General features: G+C 66.3%; 15 protein-coding genes. 7 read left to right on the top strand and 8 right to left on the bottom strand.

Going from position 1 to position 16,872, the window contains the following annotated elements; genetic code table 11:
• Window positions 1–21 precede the first annotated feature (21 nt).
• Window positions 22–204, top strand: coding sequence for a hypothetical protein (locus Ga0102493_RS06285; RefSeq protein ID WP_034904924.1), 183 nt, complete (start codon window positions 22–24; stop codon window positions 202–204).
• A 24-nt stretch (window positions 205–228) separates the two neighbouring features.
• Here the strand turns inward: Ga0102493_RS06285 and alaS are convergent, their stop codons facing one another.
• From alaS to dapA, 6 genes are all read right to left on the bottom strand, one after another.
• A complete protein-coding gene (gene alaS, locus Ga0102493_RS06280; protein ID WP_034904925.1) occupies window positions 229–2,892 on the bottom strand; it encodes an alanine--tRNA ligase in 2,664 nt (887 codons plus the stop codon).
• A gap of 233 nt (window positions 2,893–3,125) precedes the next feature.
• A complete protein-coding gene (gene recA, locus Ga0102493_RS06275; protein WP_034904926.1) occupies window positions 3,126–4,190 on the bottom strand; it encodes a recombinase RecA in 1,065 nt (354 codons plus the stop codon).
• A gap of 132 nt (window positions 4,191–4,322) precedes the next feature.
• On the bottom strand, window positions 4,323–6,767 hold the full coding sequence (locus Ga0102493_RS06270) for a response regulator (RefSeq protein WP_034905217.1): 2,445 nt from the start codon (window positions 6,765–6,767) through the stop codon (window positions 4,323–4,325).
• A gap of 142 nt (window positions 6,768–6,909) precedes the next feature.
• Entirely contained in the window at window positions 6,910–7,443 is a 534-nt protein-coding gene (locus Ga0102493_RS06265; protein WP_034905221.1) for a DUF2062 domain-containing protein, read from the bottom strand.
• A 265-nt stretch (window positions 7,444–7,708) separates the two neighbouring features.
• Window positions 7,709–8,191 carry an SsrA-binding protein SmpB gene (gene smpB, locus Ga0102493_RS06260; protein ID WP_034904927.1) on the bottom strand — a complete coding sequence of 161 codons (483 nt, stop codon included), beginning with the start codon at window positions 8,189–8,191 and terminating at the stop codon, window positions 7,709–7,711.
• Window positions 8,192–8,247: 56 nt separating this feature from the next.
• Window positions 8,248–9,129: a 4-hydroxy-tetrahydrodipicolinate synthase gene (gene dapA / locus Ga0102493_RS06255; protein ID WP_034904928.1), complete on the bottom strand. Its 882-nt coding sequence runs from the start codon at window positions 9,127–9,129 to the stop codon at window positions 8,248–8,250.
• Window positions 9,130–9,276: 147 nt separating this feature from the next.
• Between dapA and Ga0102493_RS06250 the strand changes: the two genes are divergently transcribed.
• The 3 genes from Ga0102493_RS06250 to Ga0102493_RS06240 are packed head-to-tail and all read left to right on the top strand — an operon-like array spanning window position 9,277 to window position 12,264.
• On the top strand, window positions 9,277–11,256 hold the full coding sequence (locus Ga0102493_RS06250) for a lytic transglycosylase domain-containing protein (protein ID WP_034904929.1): 1,980 nt from the start codon (window positions 9,277–9,279) through the stop codon (window positions 11,254–11,256).
• Window positions 11,257–11,270: 14 nt separating this feature from the next.
• Window positions 11,271–11,753, top strand: coding sequence for a transcription elongation factor GreB (gene greB / locus Ga0102493_RS06245; RefSeq protein ID WP_034904937.1), 483 nt, complete (start codon window positions 11,271–11,273; stop codon window positions 11,751–11,753).
• Window positions 11,746–12,264, top strand: coding sequence for an invasion associated locus B family protein (locus Ga0102493_RS06240; RefSeq protein ID WP_034904938.1), 519 nt, complete (start codon window positions 11,746–11,748; stop codon window positions 12,262–12,264). The genes greB and Ga0102493_RS06240 overlap by 8 nt, the downstream gene beginning before the upstream one ends.
• 59 nt (window positions 12,265–12,323) lie before the next feature.
• On the opposite strand, the gene Ga0102493_RS06235 is transcribed toward Ga0102493_RS06240, so the two are convergent.
• Window positions 12,324–12,989 carry an outer membrane protein gene (locus Ga0102493_RS06235; protein ID WP_034905223.1) on the bottom strand — a complete coding sequence of 222 codons (666 nt, stop codon included), beginning with the start codon at window positions 12,987–12,989 and terminating at the stop codon, window positions 12,324–12,326.
• 283 nt (window positions 12,990–13,272) lie between these two features.
• Here Ga0102493_RS06235 and rlmN point away from each other — a divergent pair, with 283 nt between their 5' ends.
• The 3 genes from rlmN (at window position 13,273) to Ga0102493_RS06220 (ending at window position 15,604) form a co-directional block, all read left to right on the top strand.
• Complete coding sequence (gene rlmN / locus Ga0102493_RS06230; protein WP_034904940.1) at window positions 13,273–14,523, top strand: dual-specificity RNA methyltransferase RlmN; 1,251 nt, start codon at window positions 13,273–13,275, stop codon at window positions 14,521–14,523.
• A 164-nt stretch (window positions 14,524–14,687) separates the two neighbouring features.
• Complete coding sequence (locus Ga0102493_RS06225; protein WP_034904941.1) at window positions 14,688–15,239, top strand: hypothetical protein; 552 nt, start codon at window positions 14,688–14,690, stop codon at window positions 15,237–15,239.
• Window positions 15,240–15,265: 26 nt separating this feature from the next.
• The gene (locus Ga0102493_RS06220) at window positions 15,266–15,604 is read left to right on the top strand and encodes a PRC-barrel domain-containing protein (protein ID WP_150132434.1); all 339 of its coding nucleotides are present in this window, start codon (window positions 15,266–15,268) and stop codon (window positions 15,602–15,604) included.
• A gap of 4 nt (window positions 15,605–15,608) precedes the next feature.
• Here the strand turns inward: Ga0102493_RS06220 and Ga0102493_RS06215 are convergent, their stop codons facing one another.
• Window positions 15,609–16,832: an APC family permease gene (locus Ga0102493_RS06215; protein WP_034904943.1), complete on the bottom strand. Its 1,224-nt coding sequence runs from the start codon at window positions 16,830–16,832 to the stop codon at window positions 15,609–15,611.
• Window positions 16,833–16,872 lie beyond the last annotated feature (40 nt).

Raw genomic sequence — 16,872 nt, 5'->3', positions numbered from 1 at the left:
GATCGGGAAAGGAGAAAGACCATGGGCAAGGACATCGATCCCACCAAGCCGATCCCGAATGACGAAAAATTCAAGCCGCAGAACGTCAAGGGCCCGCTCAAGGACCGCGCCCCGAATTCCGGTCGCGGCAAGCCCGGCGACACTGAGGGCGACGACATCGAACAGGGCAGTCAGCCCGTCACCAACAAGCGCCCGAGCAGGTAGGGCACCGGCGGGGCGCGGGCCGGGCTAGCCGGCGAGGACGCGCCGTACCGCTTCGATTGCCTCATCCGCTTTCGAGCCGTCGGGCCCGCCGCCCTGCGCCATGTCGGGCCGGCCGCCGCCGCCCTTCCCGCCGAGCGCCTCGACGCCCGCACGCACCAGATCGACAGCGCTGAACCGCTCGGTCAGATCGTCCGTCACCGCAGCGGCAATGCTGGCCTTGCCGTCATTGACCGCGACGATCGCTGCGACGCCGGAGCCGAGCCGCGACTTTGCCTCGTCCAGCAGCGGCCGCAATTCCTTGGGGTTGAGCCCGTCGAGCACCTGCCCGGCGAAACTGACCCCGGCGACCTCTTCCTGCGCGGCGCCCGCGCCGCCCGAAGTACCGCCGCCGCCGCCGCCGAGTGCAAGGGCCTTCTTCGCTTCGGCCAGTTCCTTTTCGAGCCGCTTGCGTTCGTCGAGAAGCGCTGCGATGCGCCCTGGCACTTCCTCGGGCGTCGCGCGGATCGCGCTGGCAGCCGCTTTCAAGGCTTCCTCGCGCCCGACGAGCCACTCGCGCGCGGCCTCGCCCGTCAGCGCCTCGATCCGGCGGACGCCCGACGAAACGGCGCTTTCGGATACGATCCGGAACAGGCCGATATCGCCGGTCGCCTCGACATGGGTTCCGCCGCACAATTCGACCGAATAATTGCGCCCTTCCTCGCCCGGCCGGCCCATTGCAAGCACGCGCACCTCGTCGCCGTATTTCTCGCCGAACAGCGCAAGCGCGCCGGCCTCGACCGCTTCGTCCGGGCTCATCAGGCGCGTCGTCACCGTCTCGTTGGCGCGGATTTCGGCGTTCACCTCTGCCTCGATCGCGGCGATGTCTTCGCCCGTGAGAGCGCTCGGGTGGGCGAAATCGAAACGCAGCCGATCCTCGGCGACCAGCGAACCTTTCTGCGTGACATGCCCTCCGAGCCGGTTGCGAAGCGCCGCGTGAACCAGATGGGTCGCCGAATGGTTCGCCCGGATCTTCGTCCGGCGATCGGCATCGACGTCGAGTTGCACGTTGTCGCCGAGAGCGACCTCGCCCGCTTCGATCGTCGCATGATGCGCGTGGAGCCGGCCGAGCGGCTTGCTGGTATCGGTCACACTGGCGCGCAGGCCCGCCGGGGTCGAGATCGTGCCGGTATCGCCGGTCTGTCCGCCGCTCTCGCCGTAAAAGGGCGTCTGGTTGGTAAGGATCACCACGTCCTCGCCCGCCTTCGCGGTTTCGACCTCGGCGCCGTCCTTGAGGATCGCCACGACGCGGCCTTCCCCGGTGGTCGCGGCATAGCCGGTGAATTCGCTCGCGCCCTCGCGCTCGGCGATGTCGAACCAGATTTCGCCCGACGCGGCCTCGCCCGAGCCCTTCCATGCGGCGCGCGCGGCCTTTTTCTGCCGGGCCATCGCCTCGTCGAAGCCCTCGCGGTCGACCCCGAGCCCGCGCGCACGCAGCGCGTCTTCGGTCAGGTCGTAGGGAAAGCCGTACGTGTCGTAGAGCTTGAACGCGGTCTCGCCGTCGAGCTCGCCGCCTTCTTCGATGTCGCCGGTCGCTTCGTCGAGCAGCTTGAGACCCTTCTCCAGCGTCTTCCTGAACTGCGTCTCCTCGCGCTGCAGGACTTCCTCGATCAGCGCCTGCCCGCGGACGAGTTCGGGATAGGCCTGCCCCATCTCGGTGACGAGATGCCCCACGAGCCTGTGCATCAGCGGCTTTTCCGCGCCGAGCAGATGGGCGTGGCGCATCGCGCGGCGCATGATGCGCCGCAGCACGTATCCGCGCCCCTCGTTCGACGGCAGCACGCCATCGGCCATCAGGAACGAGGTCGAGCGCAGGTGATCGGCGATCACCCTGTGCGAGGCGGTGTGCTCACCCTGGGCGGCCACGCCGGTGAGGCTTTCCGAAGCCGCGATCAGTGCCTTGAAGGTGTCGGTATCATAATTGTCGTGCACGCCCTGGAGGACGGCGGCGATGCGCTCGATCCCCATGCCGGTGTCGATCGATGGGCTCGGCAGGTCGCGGCGGGTGCCGTCGGCCTGCTGGTCGAACTGCATGAAGACGAGGTTCCAGATCTCGACGAAGCGGTCGCCGTCCTCATCGGGCGATCCGGGAGGCCCGCCGAAGATGTGATCGCCATGGTCGTAGAAGATTTCCGAACACGGCCCGCAAGGACCGGTTTCGCCCATCGACCAGAAATTGTCCGACGTCGCAATGCGGATGATGCGTTCTTCGGGAAGGCCTGCGATCCGGCGCCACAGGTCGAAGGCCTCGTCATCGTCGTGATAGACGGTCGCCGTCAGTTTCTCCGCCGGCAGCCCCCATTCGCGGGTAAGCAGGGTCCAGGCATGTTCGATCGCCTCGGCCTTGAAATAGTCGCCGAAGGAAAAATTGCCGAGCATCTCGAAGAAGGTGTGATGCCGAGCCGTGTAGCCGACATTGTCGAGATCGTTGTGCTTGCCCCCGGCGCGCACGCATTTCTGCGCAGAGGTCGCGCGCGGGCCCGGCGGCGTTTCGAGCCCGGTGAATACGTTCTTGAACGGCACCATGCCCGCATTGACGAACATCAGCGTCGGATCGTTGTAGGGAACGAGCGGCGCGCTCTGGACCTGTTCGTGACCGGCCTTGCCGAAATAGTCGAGGAAGGAGCGGCGGATTTCGTTGGTCGACGTCATGGGCGTTCGTTTCGCGGGAGGCTGCGGGAAAGGGGCGTTTTCATGAACCGGCAGTTAGGCAATGCGGAGCCGGGCGGCAAGCCGCGCTTTGCCGGGCGATCGGGAGGTGAATGACGGCAAGAAAAAACCGGCGCCCGTCCCTGCCCTCAAAAAGGGCTCGGGACCGGCGCCGGTTCACCAAATTCCGGGAAACGTGTCCGCCGCGCAGCCCTGCTGCGCAGGCGTTCGCCCGATCAATCTTCGGATTCGGCGTCCGGACCCGTCATCATCTCCTCGGCGACTTCATCGGTCTTGCCGCGAATCGCCGCTTCAAGCCTGTCGCAGACCTCGGGATTTTCCTTAAGATAGGTCTTCGCATTCTCACGGCCCTGGCCGATGCGGATGCTGTCGTAGGAGAACCAGCTGCCCGACTTCTCGACGATGCCCGCCTTCACGCCCAGGTCGAGGATCTCTCCAATCTTGGAGATGCCCTCGCCATACATGATGTCGAATTCGACCTGCTTGAAAGGGGGCGCGACCTTGTTCTTGACCACTTTCACGCGGGTCGAATTGCCGATCACCTCGTCGCGGTCCTTGATCTGGCCGGTGCGGCGGATGTCGAGGCGGACCGAGGCGTAGAACTTGAGCGCGTTGCCGCCCGTAGTCGTCTCCGGATTGCCGTACATCACGCCGATCTTCATGCGCAGCTGGTTGATGAAGATCACCATGCACTTGGACCGGTTGATCGAGCCGGTCAGCTTGCGCAGGGACTGCGACATGAGGCGCGCCTGCAAGCCGACATGCGAATCGCCCATCTCGCCCTCGATCTCCGCCCGGGGGACGAGAGCGGCGACCGAATCGACCACCAGCACGTCGATCGCGTTGGAGCGCACCAGCGTATCGGTGATTTCGAGCGCCTGTTCGCCGGTATCGGGCTGCGAGACGATCAGTTCCTCGATGTCGACGCCCAGCTTCTTGGCATAGACCGGGTCGAGCGCGTGTTCGGCATCGACGAAGGCCGCGGTCCCGCCCGCCTTCTGCGCTTCGGCGATGACATGGAGGGCAAGCGTCGTCTTGCCCGAGCTTTCGGGGCCATAGACCTCGATCACCCGGCCCTTGGGCAGGCCGCCCACGCCCAGCGCGATGTCGAGCCCGAGCGAACCGGTGGAGATCGCTTCCACCTGCATCGCTTCCTTCTGGCCCAGCTTCATCGCCGAACCCTTGCCGAATGCCCGGTCGATCTGGGCCAGCGCAGCGTCGAGTGCCTTTTGGCGGTCCACGTCCTTTTCCTTCTCTACCAGCTTGAGTTGGGTAGCCATCGCACGCACTCCTTCGCTTGCCTAGGGGTGACCGGGTAGTTTTCGACCAGCCCTTTCCTGACGAAGGATGTATCCCATTTGTTCTCATGGAACAAGTAGGGAACGAGATTTATCTTCGCGCCTGTCGAAATCCTACCCGGAAGCACCGGCGCGAGTGTTGCGCGCGGATCGCATCACGCCTGCGACCTTGTCCGATATCGACGCCACGCTGAACGGCTTGGCGATGAAGTGCATGTCGGGAATGTCGATGTCCTTGCGCAGCTGTTCCTCGGCATAGCCGGACATGAACAGCACCGGGATGTCGGGATGGCGTGCCCGGATCTCGCGGACCATGGCAGGGCCGTCCATGCCGGGCATGACGACATCGCTGACCACGAGATCGAACGGCTCGGCTTCCCCCTGCGCGCCGAGCGCCTCGAGCCCCTCCTCGCCGCCGGAACAGGCGGTGACTTCGTATCCGGCGCGGGCCAGCGCGCGTTCGGCGACGGCGCGGACCATGTCCTCGTCCTCGACCAGCAGGATGCGCCCACCGACCGACCATTCGGACGAACCCGCAGGCTCAGGCGCCTCGCGCTTCTTCGGCAGTTCTCCGCGATGGACCGGGAAATAGATCGTGAAGCGCGCGCCGGTGGGCCGTCCCTCCCTGTCGAGCACGTTGTCGGCGAAGATGAAGCCGCCCGATTGCTTGACGATGCCATAGGCGGTGGAAAGACCGAGCCCGGTGCCCTTGCCCTGCTCCTTTGTGGTGAAGAACGGCTCGAACAGCTTGGGCAGGACGTGGGGCGGGATGCCGCCTCCGGTGTCCTGCACGATCAGCACGGTGTAATCGGCCGCGGGCAGGATCTCGCTGCCGAGCTTGATCACCTCCTTCGACTGCAGGCTGCGGGTGAGCAACGAGATGCGGCCCACGCCGGACCCGCTCGACTGGATCGCGTCGCGCGCGTTCACCGCGAGGTTCATGATGACCTGTTCGAGTTGCTGCGGATCGGCCCGTACCGGACCAAGATTGCGGTCGTGCTGGACGTAATAGGTGATCTTCTCGCCGAGCAGCCGCTTGATGAGCGGGTTCACCTCGCTCACCACGTCGGGCAATTGGAGGATTTCCGGGCGCAGGGTCTGCTGGCGCGAAAAGGCGAGCAATTGCCGCGTCAGCGAGGCGGCGCGGTTGGAATTGGCGCGGATCTGCTGGATGTCGTCGTAATCGCTGTCGCCCGGAGTATGGCGCAGCAGCATGAGATCGCAGGTCCCGATGATGGCGGTCAGCACGTTGTTGAAATCGTGCGCCACCCCGCCGGCGAGCTGGCCCACGGCCTGCATCTTGGTGGCCTGCGCGACCTGCCGCCTGAGCTGGTTTTCCTGCGTCGAATCGGCAAGGCTGATGAGCACCGCCGCCTCGCCCAGCCCGCGCACCCCGGCAAGGCCCATCGAGACCGGCTCCTCGGGGCTGGAGACGAGGCGCACGGCCATGTCGCCGCTGGTCGCCGGGCCTCGCCCGTGACGCCGGACCGCGTCCGAGAGAGCGGCCTTGTCCTCGCGCACGACGAGGTCGGTCGGGAAGGACGGCAGCCCCCTGCCCTCGCGGTCGACAGAGCGCAGGAAGGCCTCGTTGCCGAACAGGAATCGCCCGTCGCGATCGGTCATCGCAAGGCCGAGCGGCAGCTGCGAGAGCAGCGCGTCGAGCTGCGCGACGCCCGCCTGCATCGCCCCGTCCCAGCTGTTGCCGATGCCGACCCCGCTGTCGACCAGCAGCATCAGCGACTCGCCCGCCGGGGGCCCGCTCGCCGCGTTCTTGCGCGCTGGAGCGTCGGTGAGCGGCACGTCGATCAGTGTCTGCGGCGTCCCGCCCCGCCCCTCGCGCGCGAAATAGATCCGCTCGCGATCGTCGGAACGCAGGAAGGAAACGAAATCCTGCCCGACGAGCGTCGCGCCTTCGTCGCCTGCAGCGCGCTCGGCGAATCCCGCGCTGACCGAACGCACGAGACCATCGGCGCAGACGATCGCGGCTTCGATCCCCGCGCGGCTCAGCATCCGGCCGAACGGGCCGCCGAGATCGAGGTCGATGAGCGCAGCGGGCGTGTCCGCCTCGATCCGGCGAAAGCGCCAGACGAGATGGTCCTCGGCGCGGCCCGCGCGCGCCACGGCGACCCGCCAGGGCGCTTCGCCCGACCGCGAGAGGGCGCCGAGATCCTCGACGCTCGCACCGCCGTCGCGCCAAGCTTCGCGTGCGAGCCGGGTCAGCGCCTCCAGCGCGGGGCGATCGAATGGCAGCAGGGGCGGCGCGCTGTCGACACCGAAGGCATCGACGAAACCGCTGTTCGCGCAGACCAGCCGGTTCGCCCGGTCGGTGATCGCGACCGCTTCGCCCGCCTCGGCGCCGAGCCCTTCGATCGCGGCGGCGGTGACCGACCAGTCGGGTGCGGCCATGGCCTCGGCCGAAGGTTCGCTGCGCATCCGCCCCAAGGCGAAGACACCGGCGAGCAGGACCGCGAGGCCCGCTGCATAGGCGAGCGTTACAAGAGGATCGAAAGTGGCGAGATAGAGGATCGCGACGCTGAGAGAGAGCGCGCCGAGCAGCATGGCGTTGAGGCCGAACGGCCCGTCGCCGCCATCGGCTGCGCCGCCATCCTTGCCCCCGGCCGACATGCTGAACCCCTTCACGCGCTTTCCCCGCCCATTGCGAACACCGCCCGCAAGACTTCGGGCGGCGACGGGCGCCTGTCTAGTTTGCCTTGAGCCTGCGGTCGAGACGCGCCTCCATCAGACGCAGGCGTTTTGCCCGCCTGCGCGCGACGATGATGCGCCACACCGCGCTCGAGAGAACATAGCCGAGCGCGGCCGAAACGACCGCGAGAACCAGAAAGCCGACCACCGTCACCCCGGCCATCTGGAAGAAATCCACGAATGCCTGCCACCAGGAGTTTTCCAGCCGCCCGCTCGCATAGCCGGCGGTCGCCGCATCGATCTGGAGCATGAAATTGCCGATCCGGTTCGCGATCAGGATCCAGAAGGCGTAGGTGAACGGGTTGGTGATGAACGTCACCGCCGCGGCAAGCGGGACATTGGCCCTCGAAGGCAGCGCGAGGAAGGCGGCGAGGAAGATCTGGCCGAGCGGGATGATGAAGGCCGAAAACAGCCCCAGCGCCACGCCGCGCGGGACGGAACGGCGCGTAAAGCGCCACAGTTCGGGCGACAGGAACCGGTGCGCGATCGGCGCGAGAAAGCGGTTGCGCGCCATCTCTTCCCGGGTCGGCATGTACCGCCGGATCGTGTCCGCCGCCCAGGTCTTGGAGCGGAAATTCGAGAAGAAATCGCGGATCATGAGCCGACGCGGCCCGTGCTCCCGAAAAGCCGGGATGGCAAGCGAATTGCGCCGGGGTTTTCGCGCTCCACCATGATCGCCGATATGGGTATCCTCGGCGCTATGACCAGTGGGTGAACCGCACCGGTCGGGAAAATGCTTTCCGGCTCACGCAAGGCGCATTTCGGCTCGATTCCGGCCCCCGATTCGGCCGCTCCTCTCAGCCGCGTTCGCGCAGCAGCCGTGCCTTGTCGCGCTTCCAGTCGCGCTCCTTGATCGTCTGGCGCTTGTCATGCGCCTGCTTGCCCTTGGCGAGAGCGAGTTCGACCTTCGCCCGGCCCGTCGCATTGAAATAGATCGACAGCGGCACGAGCGTCATGCCCTTCCTCTCGACCGCTCCGAACAGGCGTTCGATCTCGCGGCCATGCAGCAGCAGCTTGCGCGGGCGGCGCGGTTCGTGGTTCTGGCGATTGCCGTGGCTGTATTCGGGGATGTTCGAATTGACGAGCCAGACCTGGCCGTCCTTCACCTCGGCATAGCTTTCCGCAATCGACGCCTCGCCTGCGCGCAGCGCCTTGACCTCGGTCCCCTGCAGGGCGAGGCCGGCCTCGAACGTGTCCTCGATCGCATAGTCGAACCGCGCGCGGCGGTTTTCGGCGACGATCTTCTGCTTGTCGAAGGAGGGCGGTTTGGGCTTTGCCATGGGGGGCGCACATAGGCGCTTCGCGCGGCTAACGCAAAGCCCTGCGGGCGCGTTCGTTAGACAAGTCCCGCGAATTCGAGCGCCTCGTCGACCGCCTTGCGCGACGCCTCGCTCGCGGGGACGAGCGGCAGGCGGACCTCGTCGGTGAAGCCGTCCATCACCCGCGAAAGCGCGTATTTGACGGGCGCGGGGCTCGCATCGGAGAACATCGCGTAATGCAGCGGGAAAAGCCGGTCGTTGAGTTCGCGCGCCGTCGCCAGTTCGTTCGCTGCGATCGCATCGTGGAATTCGGCGCACAGTTTCGGCGCGACATTCGCCGTGACCGAGATCGCCCCGCTGCCGCCTGCCGCGCTGTGCGGCAGCCACAATTCGTCATTGCCCGAAAGCTGGCAGAAATCGCGCCCGATCCCCATGCGGTGATCGGCCACGCGCGAAAGATCCCCGCTCGCATCCTTGATCGCGACGATCCGGTCGGGATAGCGGCGGACCAGTTCGATCACCGTCTCGTCCTCGATGTCCGTGACCGTGCGCCCGGGGACATTGTACAGCACGATCGGCAGGTCGCTGTTCTCCGCGAGAAAGCTGAAATGGGCGATCAGCCCGGCCTGGCTCGGGCGGTTGTAATAGGGCGCGACGCAAAGTCCCGCTGCCGCACCCGCCTTCTTCGAGAAATTCATGTGGAGGAGCGCATTGCGCGTGTCGTTCGACCCGCAGCCCGCGATCACCGGCACGCGGCCCGCGGCCTGCTCGACGCAGACCTCGATCACGCGGTGATGCTCGGCATTGGAAAGGGTCGAGGCCTCGCCCGTGGTTCCGCACGGCACGAGCGCGCTCGATCCCTGCTCGATCTGCCAGTCGACCAGTCGGCGAAAGGTAGCCTCGTCGAACGATCCGTCGCGGAAAGGAGTCGCCAGAGCGGGAATTGATCCGCTGAACATTGCAAAAATCCTGTCACTCAAAGAAAAGCGTCTTCACGAAAAAGCGGGGCGCGCGGTTCCGGGTTCCCGGGGGGGCCTGCCCCATGTTCTGCCCCACGTTTCCACCTCGATGGGCGTTCAGGGACTGATAAGGAGCCGACCGGCATAATGTCCAGCATGGTCATACGAACGATAAAGCGCAAAGGCGCGACCCTGGCCCTGCTCGCAGCGGGGACAGCCACGGTGTTTGCCGGACCCTCGGTTGCCCAGATGGCGGGCTCGCCGGGTGTGCAGGACGACCGCGCGAGCCTTGTCGCGCGCCAGCCGACACCGATCGGCGCGGCGCTCGATCGCTGGGAAGCGCTGCAATCGGACCGCGTGTTCGGCTTTTCCGACTATGCGGGCTTCGTCCTGTCCTATCCGCAATTCCCGCTTGTCGACACGCTGCGCCTGCGGGCGGAGAACACGCTCGATTCCGAAGCGCCCTCGCAGGCCGAATTGCTGCGCTATTTCGACCTTCACCCCCCGCTCACCAATGCGGCCCGCGCGCGCTACGCGCTGGCGCTGACCGGAGCGCAGCGGCCCGAGGCGTTCGAAGTCGCACGCGAGGCATGGCGCAAGGGCACGATGAGCGATCCGGCCGAGCTCTACCTGCACAGCCTCTATCACGCGCGCCTGTCGCCCGAAGATCACGCCGCACGGATGGACGCGCTGCTGTGGCAGGGAGATGCCGATGCCGCAGCGCGGCAGATGATGCGCCTTGCGCCGGGGGACCGCGATCTCGCCATGGCCCGGCTTGCGCTGGTCCGCGGCGCGCTGCCCGAGGAAGCGGGCATGAGCGTGCCGGCAGGCGCGATGAGCGATCCGGGCTATGTCTATGCGCTCGCGAACCACCTGCGCCGGACGGGCCGCACGGCCGAAGCGGTTCGGGTTCTGGCATCGCGCGCCGATTTCGCGGCTCCGGCGCATGACGGCGAAGCGATGATCGGCCTGATGCTCGCGCTTGCCGAAGCGGGCGGGCCGAGCAATGCGGTGCGCATCGCGAGCAAGGTCGACGATGTCTTCCGCGAGAATCGCGACATTTCCGAAGGCTCCTTCCGGCTGCGCGACCGCTACACCGACCTGATGTGGCTGGGCGGCACGTCGGCGCTGTGGAACCTTGGCGACGGGGCGCGGGCAGCGCCGCTGTTCTATCGCTACGGCGAAGGCGCGCGCACGCCGCTGACGCGGACCAAGGGTTTCTACTGGGCTGGTCGCGCCGCGCGCGCTGCGGGCAATGAGGAGGATGCGGCACGCTATTTCGACCTCGCCGCCGAGCATCCCGAATATTATTACGGCCAGCTCGCGATTGCCGCGCTCGGCCGCAGCATGCCTGCGTTCGAGCCGCTGCCCGCGCCCGCCATCGACGAGGCGACCCGCGCCGCATTCGAACAGCGCCCGCTGGTCCGCGCGATCCGCGCGATCGCCTCGAACCGGCGCGACTGGCGGACCGAGCGGCGCTTCTTCCAGGCGCTGGGCGACAGCGCCGCCACCCCCGAGGACATGGCCATGGTCGCGCAGCTGGCGCGCGAGACGGGACTGGAGGAAATGGCCGTCGTGCTCGGCATGAAGGCGGGCGAGAACGGCCTTCCCGGTTTTGAACGGGTCGGCTTTCCCGTGGTCGAAACGCCGGTCGTGAATGACTGGACGATGGTCCACGCGATCAGTCGGCAGGAAAGCGAATTCGACCGCACCCGCGTCTCCCATGCCGGGGCGCGCGGCGTGATGCAGCTGATGCCGGGCACCGCGCGAGAGCAGGCAGGCAAGCTCGGCGTGCAATACATGTCGGCGAATCTGATCGGCGACCCTTCCTACAATATCCGTCTGGGCGATGCCTATTTCGCGCGGATGATGGATTATTATGGCGGCGCCTACCCGCTGGCCATCGGGGCCTACAACGCAGGGCCGGGCCGGGTGAACCAGTGGCTGCGCATGAACGGAGACCCGCGCACCGGCGAGATCGACTGGGTGACCTGGGTGGAAAAGATCCCGTCCAATTTCGAGACCCGCTATTACATCATGCGCGTGCTCGGCAATGCGGTGAGCTACAGCCACATGTATCCCGACAAGGCCGGGCTGCCGCGCACGATCGACAAGTTCCTGCGCTAGGCAAACGTCCCGCAATGTCATCCCGCCAGGGCCCCCCGATTACGCCCGCAGGCTATGCCGCGCTCAGGGCGCGATACGATCACCTGCTCGGCACCGAGCGGCCCGAGATCGTCGAGATCGTCAGCTGGGCCGCCGGAAACGGCGATCGCTCGGAAAACGGCGACTATCTCTATGGGCGTAAGCGCATGCGCGAGATCGACCGCGAGCTTGCCCATCTCGCCCGGCGGATGAAGGCGGTGCGCGTCGTCGATCCCTCGCAGCAGCGCGATGCGAACCGCGTCTTCTTCGGCGCGCGGGTCGAGCTTGCCGACGAGGAGGATGAACGCAAGGTCGTGACCATCGTCGGCGATGACGAACAGGATGCGGGCGCTGGCCGCATCGGTTGGAACTCGCCGCTTGCAAGGGCGCTGCGCGGTGCGGCCCTTGGCGACCTTCGCACCGTGCGCCTGCCTACGGGCGAGAAGGAATGGGAAGTCATGAGCATCGACTATGCCTAGGCTCGCCCTCGCCCTCGCCCTTCCCGTCGCTTTCGCCGCCCTTGCGCTTGGCGCCGCTCCCGCTTCTGCCCAGCCTGACGGCAGGGAAAGCCTCGGCGTCTATTCGAGCTGGGCCGCGTTCAGGGACGATGCGTCCGCGCGCTGCTATGCCATAGCCAAGCCGCGCGGCGGCAACGAGGAGGCCGCGTTCGCCAGCGTCGCAACCTGGCCGAAGCGCGGCATCCGCTCGCAGCTCCACATCCGCCTTGCCCGCCCTGCGGCGGAGGACAGCAATCCCCTGCTCAGGATCGGCTCGCGCCGGTTCGAGCTGGTGGCGAGCGGGCGCGATGCCTGGGCGAAGGACGGCGCCATGGATGCTGCGGTCGTCGCGGCGCTGCGTTCGGCGACGGATCTGCGCGTGACCGCGCGCTCGCCGGGCGGCAGGCGCTTCACCAGCCGCTATGATCTCACCGGAGTCGCGACTGCGATGGATGCGGCCGCTGTCGGCTGCGCGAACCTGCGCCGCGGGTGACGTGCGAAAAGGGCCGGACGCGACAACGCCCGGCCCCCTTCCTGCCCGGTCCGCGGGGATCAGAAGCGGAAACCCACGCCAGCCATCACCTGGTGCCGGTCGAGATCGATCTCGCCGAGATCGACGTCGGGGATCGTGTCGTCCTCGAAATCGAGCTCCGCCTCGCTGTAGTTCGAATAGCGATATTCGATCTTGGCGAAGGTGTTGGTGCCGAAGCGGTATTCCGCTCCCGCGCCCACGCGATAGCCGTCGGCGTCGATCTTCTCGTCGTAATCCTCGCCGTCGAACGTGCTCTCGATGTTGTAGCGGGCATTGGTGTAGCCGCCCTTGGCATAGACGAGCAGGCCGGGCGAGGCGACGAAGCCGGCGCGCGCGCCGACATAGATGTCGCGCCCCGTCTCGACATTGCCGAGCCCGATGCCTTCGAAATCGCCGTCCTCGAAGCCGGTGTCGGCGGTGCTGTCGGTCAGTTCCGCCTCGACCCCGACGACGACGCCGCCGAAGTCCATGTCGTATCCAGCGCCTGCGCCGTAGATGAGGCCCTCGATCGACTGGTCGTTGTCATCGTCTATGTCGTCATCGACGCTGCTCCCGGCCTTGCTGGCATCGAAGCCGGCAAGCGCTTCGAGCCGGAAGCCGGTGAAGTCGCCTTCATCCTGCGCCATGGCCGGCGAGGAGACGGCGAAAGCGGATCCTGCGAGGAGGAATAGGGTAAGCTTTTTCATTTCTGTTCTCCATGTTTCGTTGCACGGCGCGGCGGCCGTGTCGAACAGGGAACGGGCCGGTTTTTCCCTTTGTTTCATGAACATGGCGCAACAAGCTGGTGTGGCAGGAAGGCCACGAAACCCTCGGTCACCCGTGATCTGGCTGCGCTGGAACGTGGACTGCGAAATCCATCGACGAGCCGAAAAACCTGTGCGTTGGTCGGCGGGAACTCTCGCGGCCCTGCGCTCCTTCGCGCGCGGGCTTTGATTTGTTCCGGGCAAGCGCTTATATGCGCTGCCGATCATGACACAGACGAACCTCATGACCATTCCCGGGCAGGTCGACCCGGTCCCCGTCGCGCGTGACATCACGCCGCGCGAGGACGGGCGCGTGGACCTTATCGGGCTGCCCAAGGCGCGGATCCGCGAACTTTTCGAGGAAGCCGGGCTCGACGCCAAGGCTGCAAAACTGCGCGCCAAGCAGGTGTTCCACTGGCTCTATCACCGCGGCGTCAACGAATTCGAAGCGATGACCGATATCGCCAAGACGATGCGCCCCTGGCTCGCCGAACGTTTCGTCATCGGCCGCCCCGACGTGGTCGAGGCGCAGCATTCTTCCGACGGCACGCGCAAATGGCTGCTGCGCACCAGCGACGGCCACGATTTCGAGATGGTCTTCATCCCGGATGAAACCCGCGGGACGCTGTGCGTGTCGAGCCAGGTCGGCTGCACCTTGAACTGCACCTTCTGCCACACCGGAACGATGCGGCTGGTGAGGAACCTCACGCCTGGCGAGATCGTCGGCCAGGTCATGCTCGCGCGCGATGCGCTGGGCGAATGGCCGCGCGGGACGATGGCGGGACTGGACGAGTTCGATGAGGATCGGGGCCACTACACCGCCGACGGGCGCCTGCTCACCAATATCGTGATGATGGGCATGGGCGAACCGCTCTACAATTTCGACCATGTGCGCGATGCGCTCAATCTCGTCATGGACGGCGACGGGCTTGCCCTGTCAAAACGGCGCATCACGCTGTCGACCAGCGGCGTCATCCCGATGATGGACCGCTGCGGACAGGAGATCGGCGTAAACCTCGCCGTCTCGCTCCATGCCGTGCGCAAGGAGGTGCGCGACGAAATCGTGCCCCTGAACAAAAAATACGGGATCGAGGACCTGCTGCAGGCCTGCGCCGATTATCCCGGGGCAAGCAATGCGCGGCGCATCACTTTCGAATACGTGATGCTCAAGGACAAGAACGATAGCGACGAGGATGCGCGCGAGCTTGTTCGCCTGCTGCGCAAGTACGATCTGCCCGCCAAGGTCAATCTCATCCCGTTCAATCCGTGGCCGGGCGCTGGCTACGAATGTTCGACGCCGGAACGCATCCGCGCCTTTTCCGACATCGTCTTCGAAGGCGGGATCAGCGCGCCAGTGCGCACCCCGCGCGGGCGCGACATCGATGCGGCCTGCGGACAGCTGCGCACGGCGGCGGAGAAGAAGAGCCGCGCCCAGAGGGACCGCGAGGCAGCCGGGACGGCAGCGGCCGCTTCCTGATTTTCGCCCGGGCGCACTAGCCGCACGGCCCAGCCTGAGCAACACCCCCTTATTCTACATAGGTTACTGTTTTCCCGGAACATTGTGCGCTTCCATCGGCTCGCTTGGCATGGCCGGCACGCATTCCTGCGCGCGGCCCCAAAGGCCAAGGAGGAGGCACGAACATGGCGGAAATACCCGTAGAGAAGAAATCGGGCGGAAAGGGCTGGCTCTGGCTGATCCTGCTTCTGCTCATCGTCGCAGCGATCGCATGGTGGCTGCTCGAGGAGGCGGCCGAGGGCGATCTCGACGATGACGAGGTGGCGATCGAGCGGACCGAACCGGTCATCACCGACACCGATACCGACACTGCGCAGATGGCCGGAGCCGGCGCGATGACCATCGCCGCGATCACCGCCGACCCGTCCGCCTTTTACGGACGCGAAGGATTTTCCGGGACGGTCACGGTCGGCGGCCCGCTCACCGATCGCGGCTTCTGGATCGAGAATGGCGGCGCGCGCATGTTCGCCATCGTCATCGACCAGCCGCGCGAACGTCCCGTCGACATCAATGTCGGCGCAACGCTCGACATCACCGGCGGCACGGTCCGCAATCCGGGCGAGATCGAGGACCTGACCGGCGACGCGCTCGACCAGGACACGATCGACGCGATGGAGGGCCAGCAGGCCGTCCTCGTCGTCAGCGAAAGCGATATCGACATCAGCGACGAGGCGTGAAGCGCCGCTCGCAAGGGAGCAACATCATGAACACCGACAATTACGTCGATCTTGCCGAGCTCGACGATTACAAGCTCGAAAACAGCCACCAGGACCTGCGCGGTCACGCGCTCTACAGCTCCGACGGCACCAGGCTGGGGACGATCCGCCGCATGCTGGTCGATCCCGAACGCGAACATGTGGCGGCACTGGTGCTTGATGACGGGCGCGGCGTGCCGGTGAGCGAGATCGAGATCCGAAAAGGCGACGCCTATATCGATCCGGTCGAGGAAACCCGCTGGTTCCGGCCCGAGGACAGCCGCCGCGACGTCGCGCGCGGGCCGGTCCAGGTTCGCCGGCGCGAACATCCCGGCGGGCCGGCCTGAGGGCCTAGCCGCCGATGCCGGTCGTCCACAGCACGACCTGGCCGACAATTGCGAGCGCGCAGGTCACCACCCCGAGGACGGGCACGAGCTTCCACATGTTCGGCACGTCCTCGGGCTGGCTCTCGCGCTTCAACTTCCACAGCGCCGCGTTGACCGCGGTGAAGACGAAGAGGATCGCAAGGCTCGTCCCGCTCGCCAGCGTGCCGAGCGGGACGAACAGCGCCAGCACGAGGATGACGCCAAGCGAGGCGAGCGTCGCGATGATCGGCGTGTGCGTCGTCCCGTTCACCCGGCCGAACAGCGCGGGCGTCGACAGCAGGTCGTCGCGGCCCATGTCCATCAGCAACCGTGCCGCCGCGATCACCTGGGTGAGCGCGCCGTTGACGATCACGAACAGGCTCGCGATGGCAAGCGGCAGGGCGGGAAAGCCGGTGTCCTGCGTCGCCGCGTAGACCAGAGGCGCATCGGCCCCGGCGATGCCCTGGATATCGGTACGCCCGGCCAATGCGGCCGCTACGGCGAGATAGAAGACGAACACGATCAGCAGCACCAGCCACATGGCGAGCGGCAATGTCTTCTTGACGTCCTTCACCTCTTCGGCGGTCTGTGCGACATCGCCGAAGCCGATGAAGGAATAGATCGCAAGGAAGGCCCCGCCGAGAATCGCGCCGACCGCGCCCGCGCTGCCCAGTTCGCCGCCTTCCGCGAGCTTGCCCGGCCAGCCGATCAGGCTGTCGCGCAGCAGCCAGAGCACGACCAGCAGCGTCGCGATCCCGATCGCGGTCGTGACCGACATGAACCATGCGCTCTGCTTCATCCCCGCGATCGAGATCGCACCCAGCAGCACGACAAGCCCGCTCGTCGCGATCCAGTGCGGCACGTCGAGAAAGCTGTTCAGATAGGACACGAAGCCGGTGGTGATGGTCGCCCCCGACACGATGTTGGCTATGATCATCATCCAGCCGATGACCCCGGCGAAGCGGTCGGACCCGAAACCTTCGCGGACATAATCGATCGCCCCGCCCGCGCTCGGCACGCGCGCGGCGATCTCGGCAAAACTCAGCGCGGTGAAGACCGCGACCACTCCGGCGGCGGCATAGGCGAGCGGGGCGAGAGTCCCGGCCCGTCCCATCACCTCGCCGATGACGACGAAGATGCCCGCCCCCAATATCGTGCCCGTCCCGTAGAGGATCAGGCTCGTCAGACCCATCGAACGCTTGAGTGGCATGGTTCTCCTTCGTCACCGGTGTCGTCAAACCAAGCCATGA

It is taken from the genome of Erythrobacter litoralis (assembly GCF_001719165.1).
Lineage (GTDB): Bacteria > Pseudomonadota > Alphaproteobacteria > Sphingomonadales > Sphingomonadaceae > Erythrobacter > Erythrobacter litoralis.
Note: the sequence above shows the minus strand (reverse complement) of the source record. Positions and strands in the feature narration are given on the sequence as shown.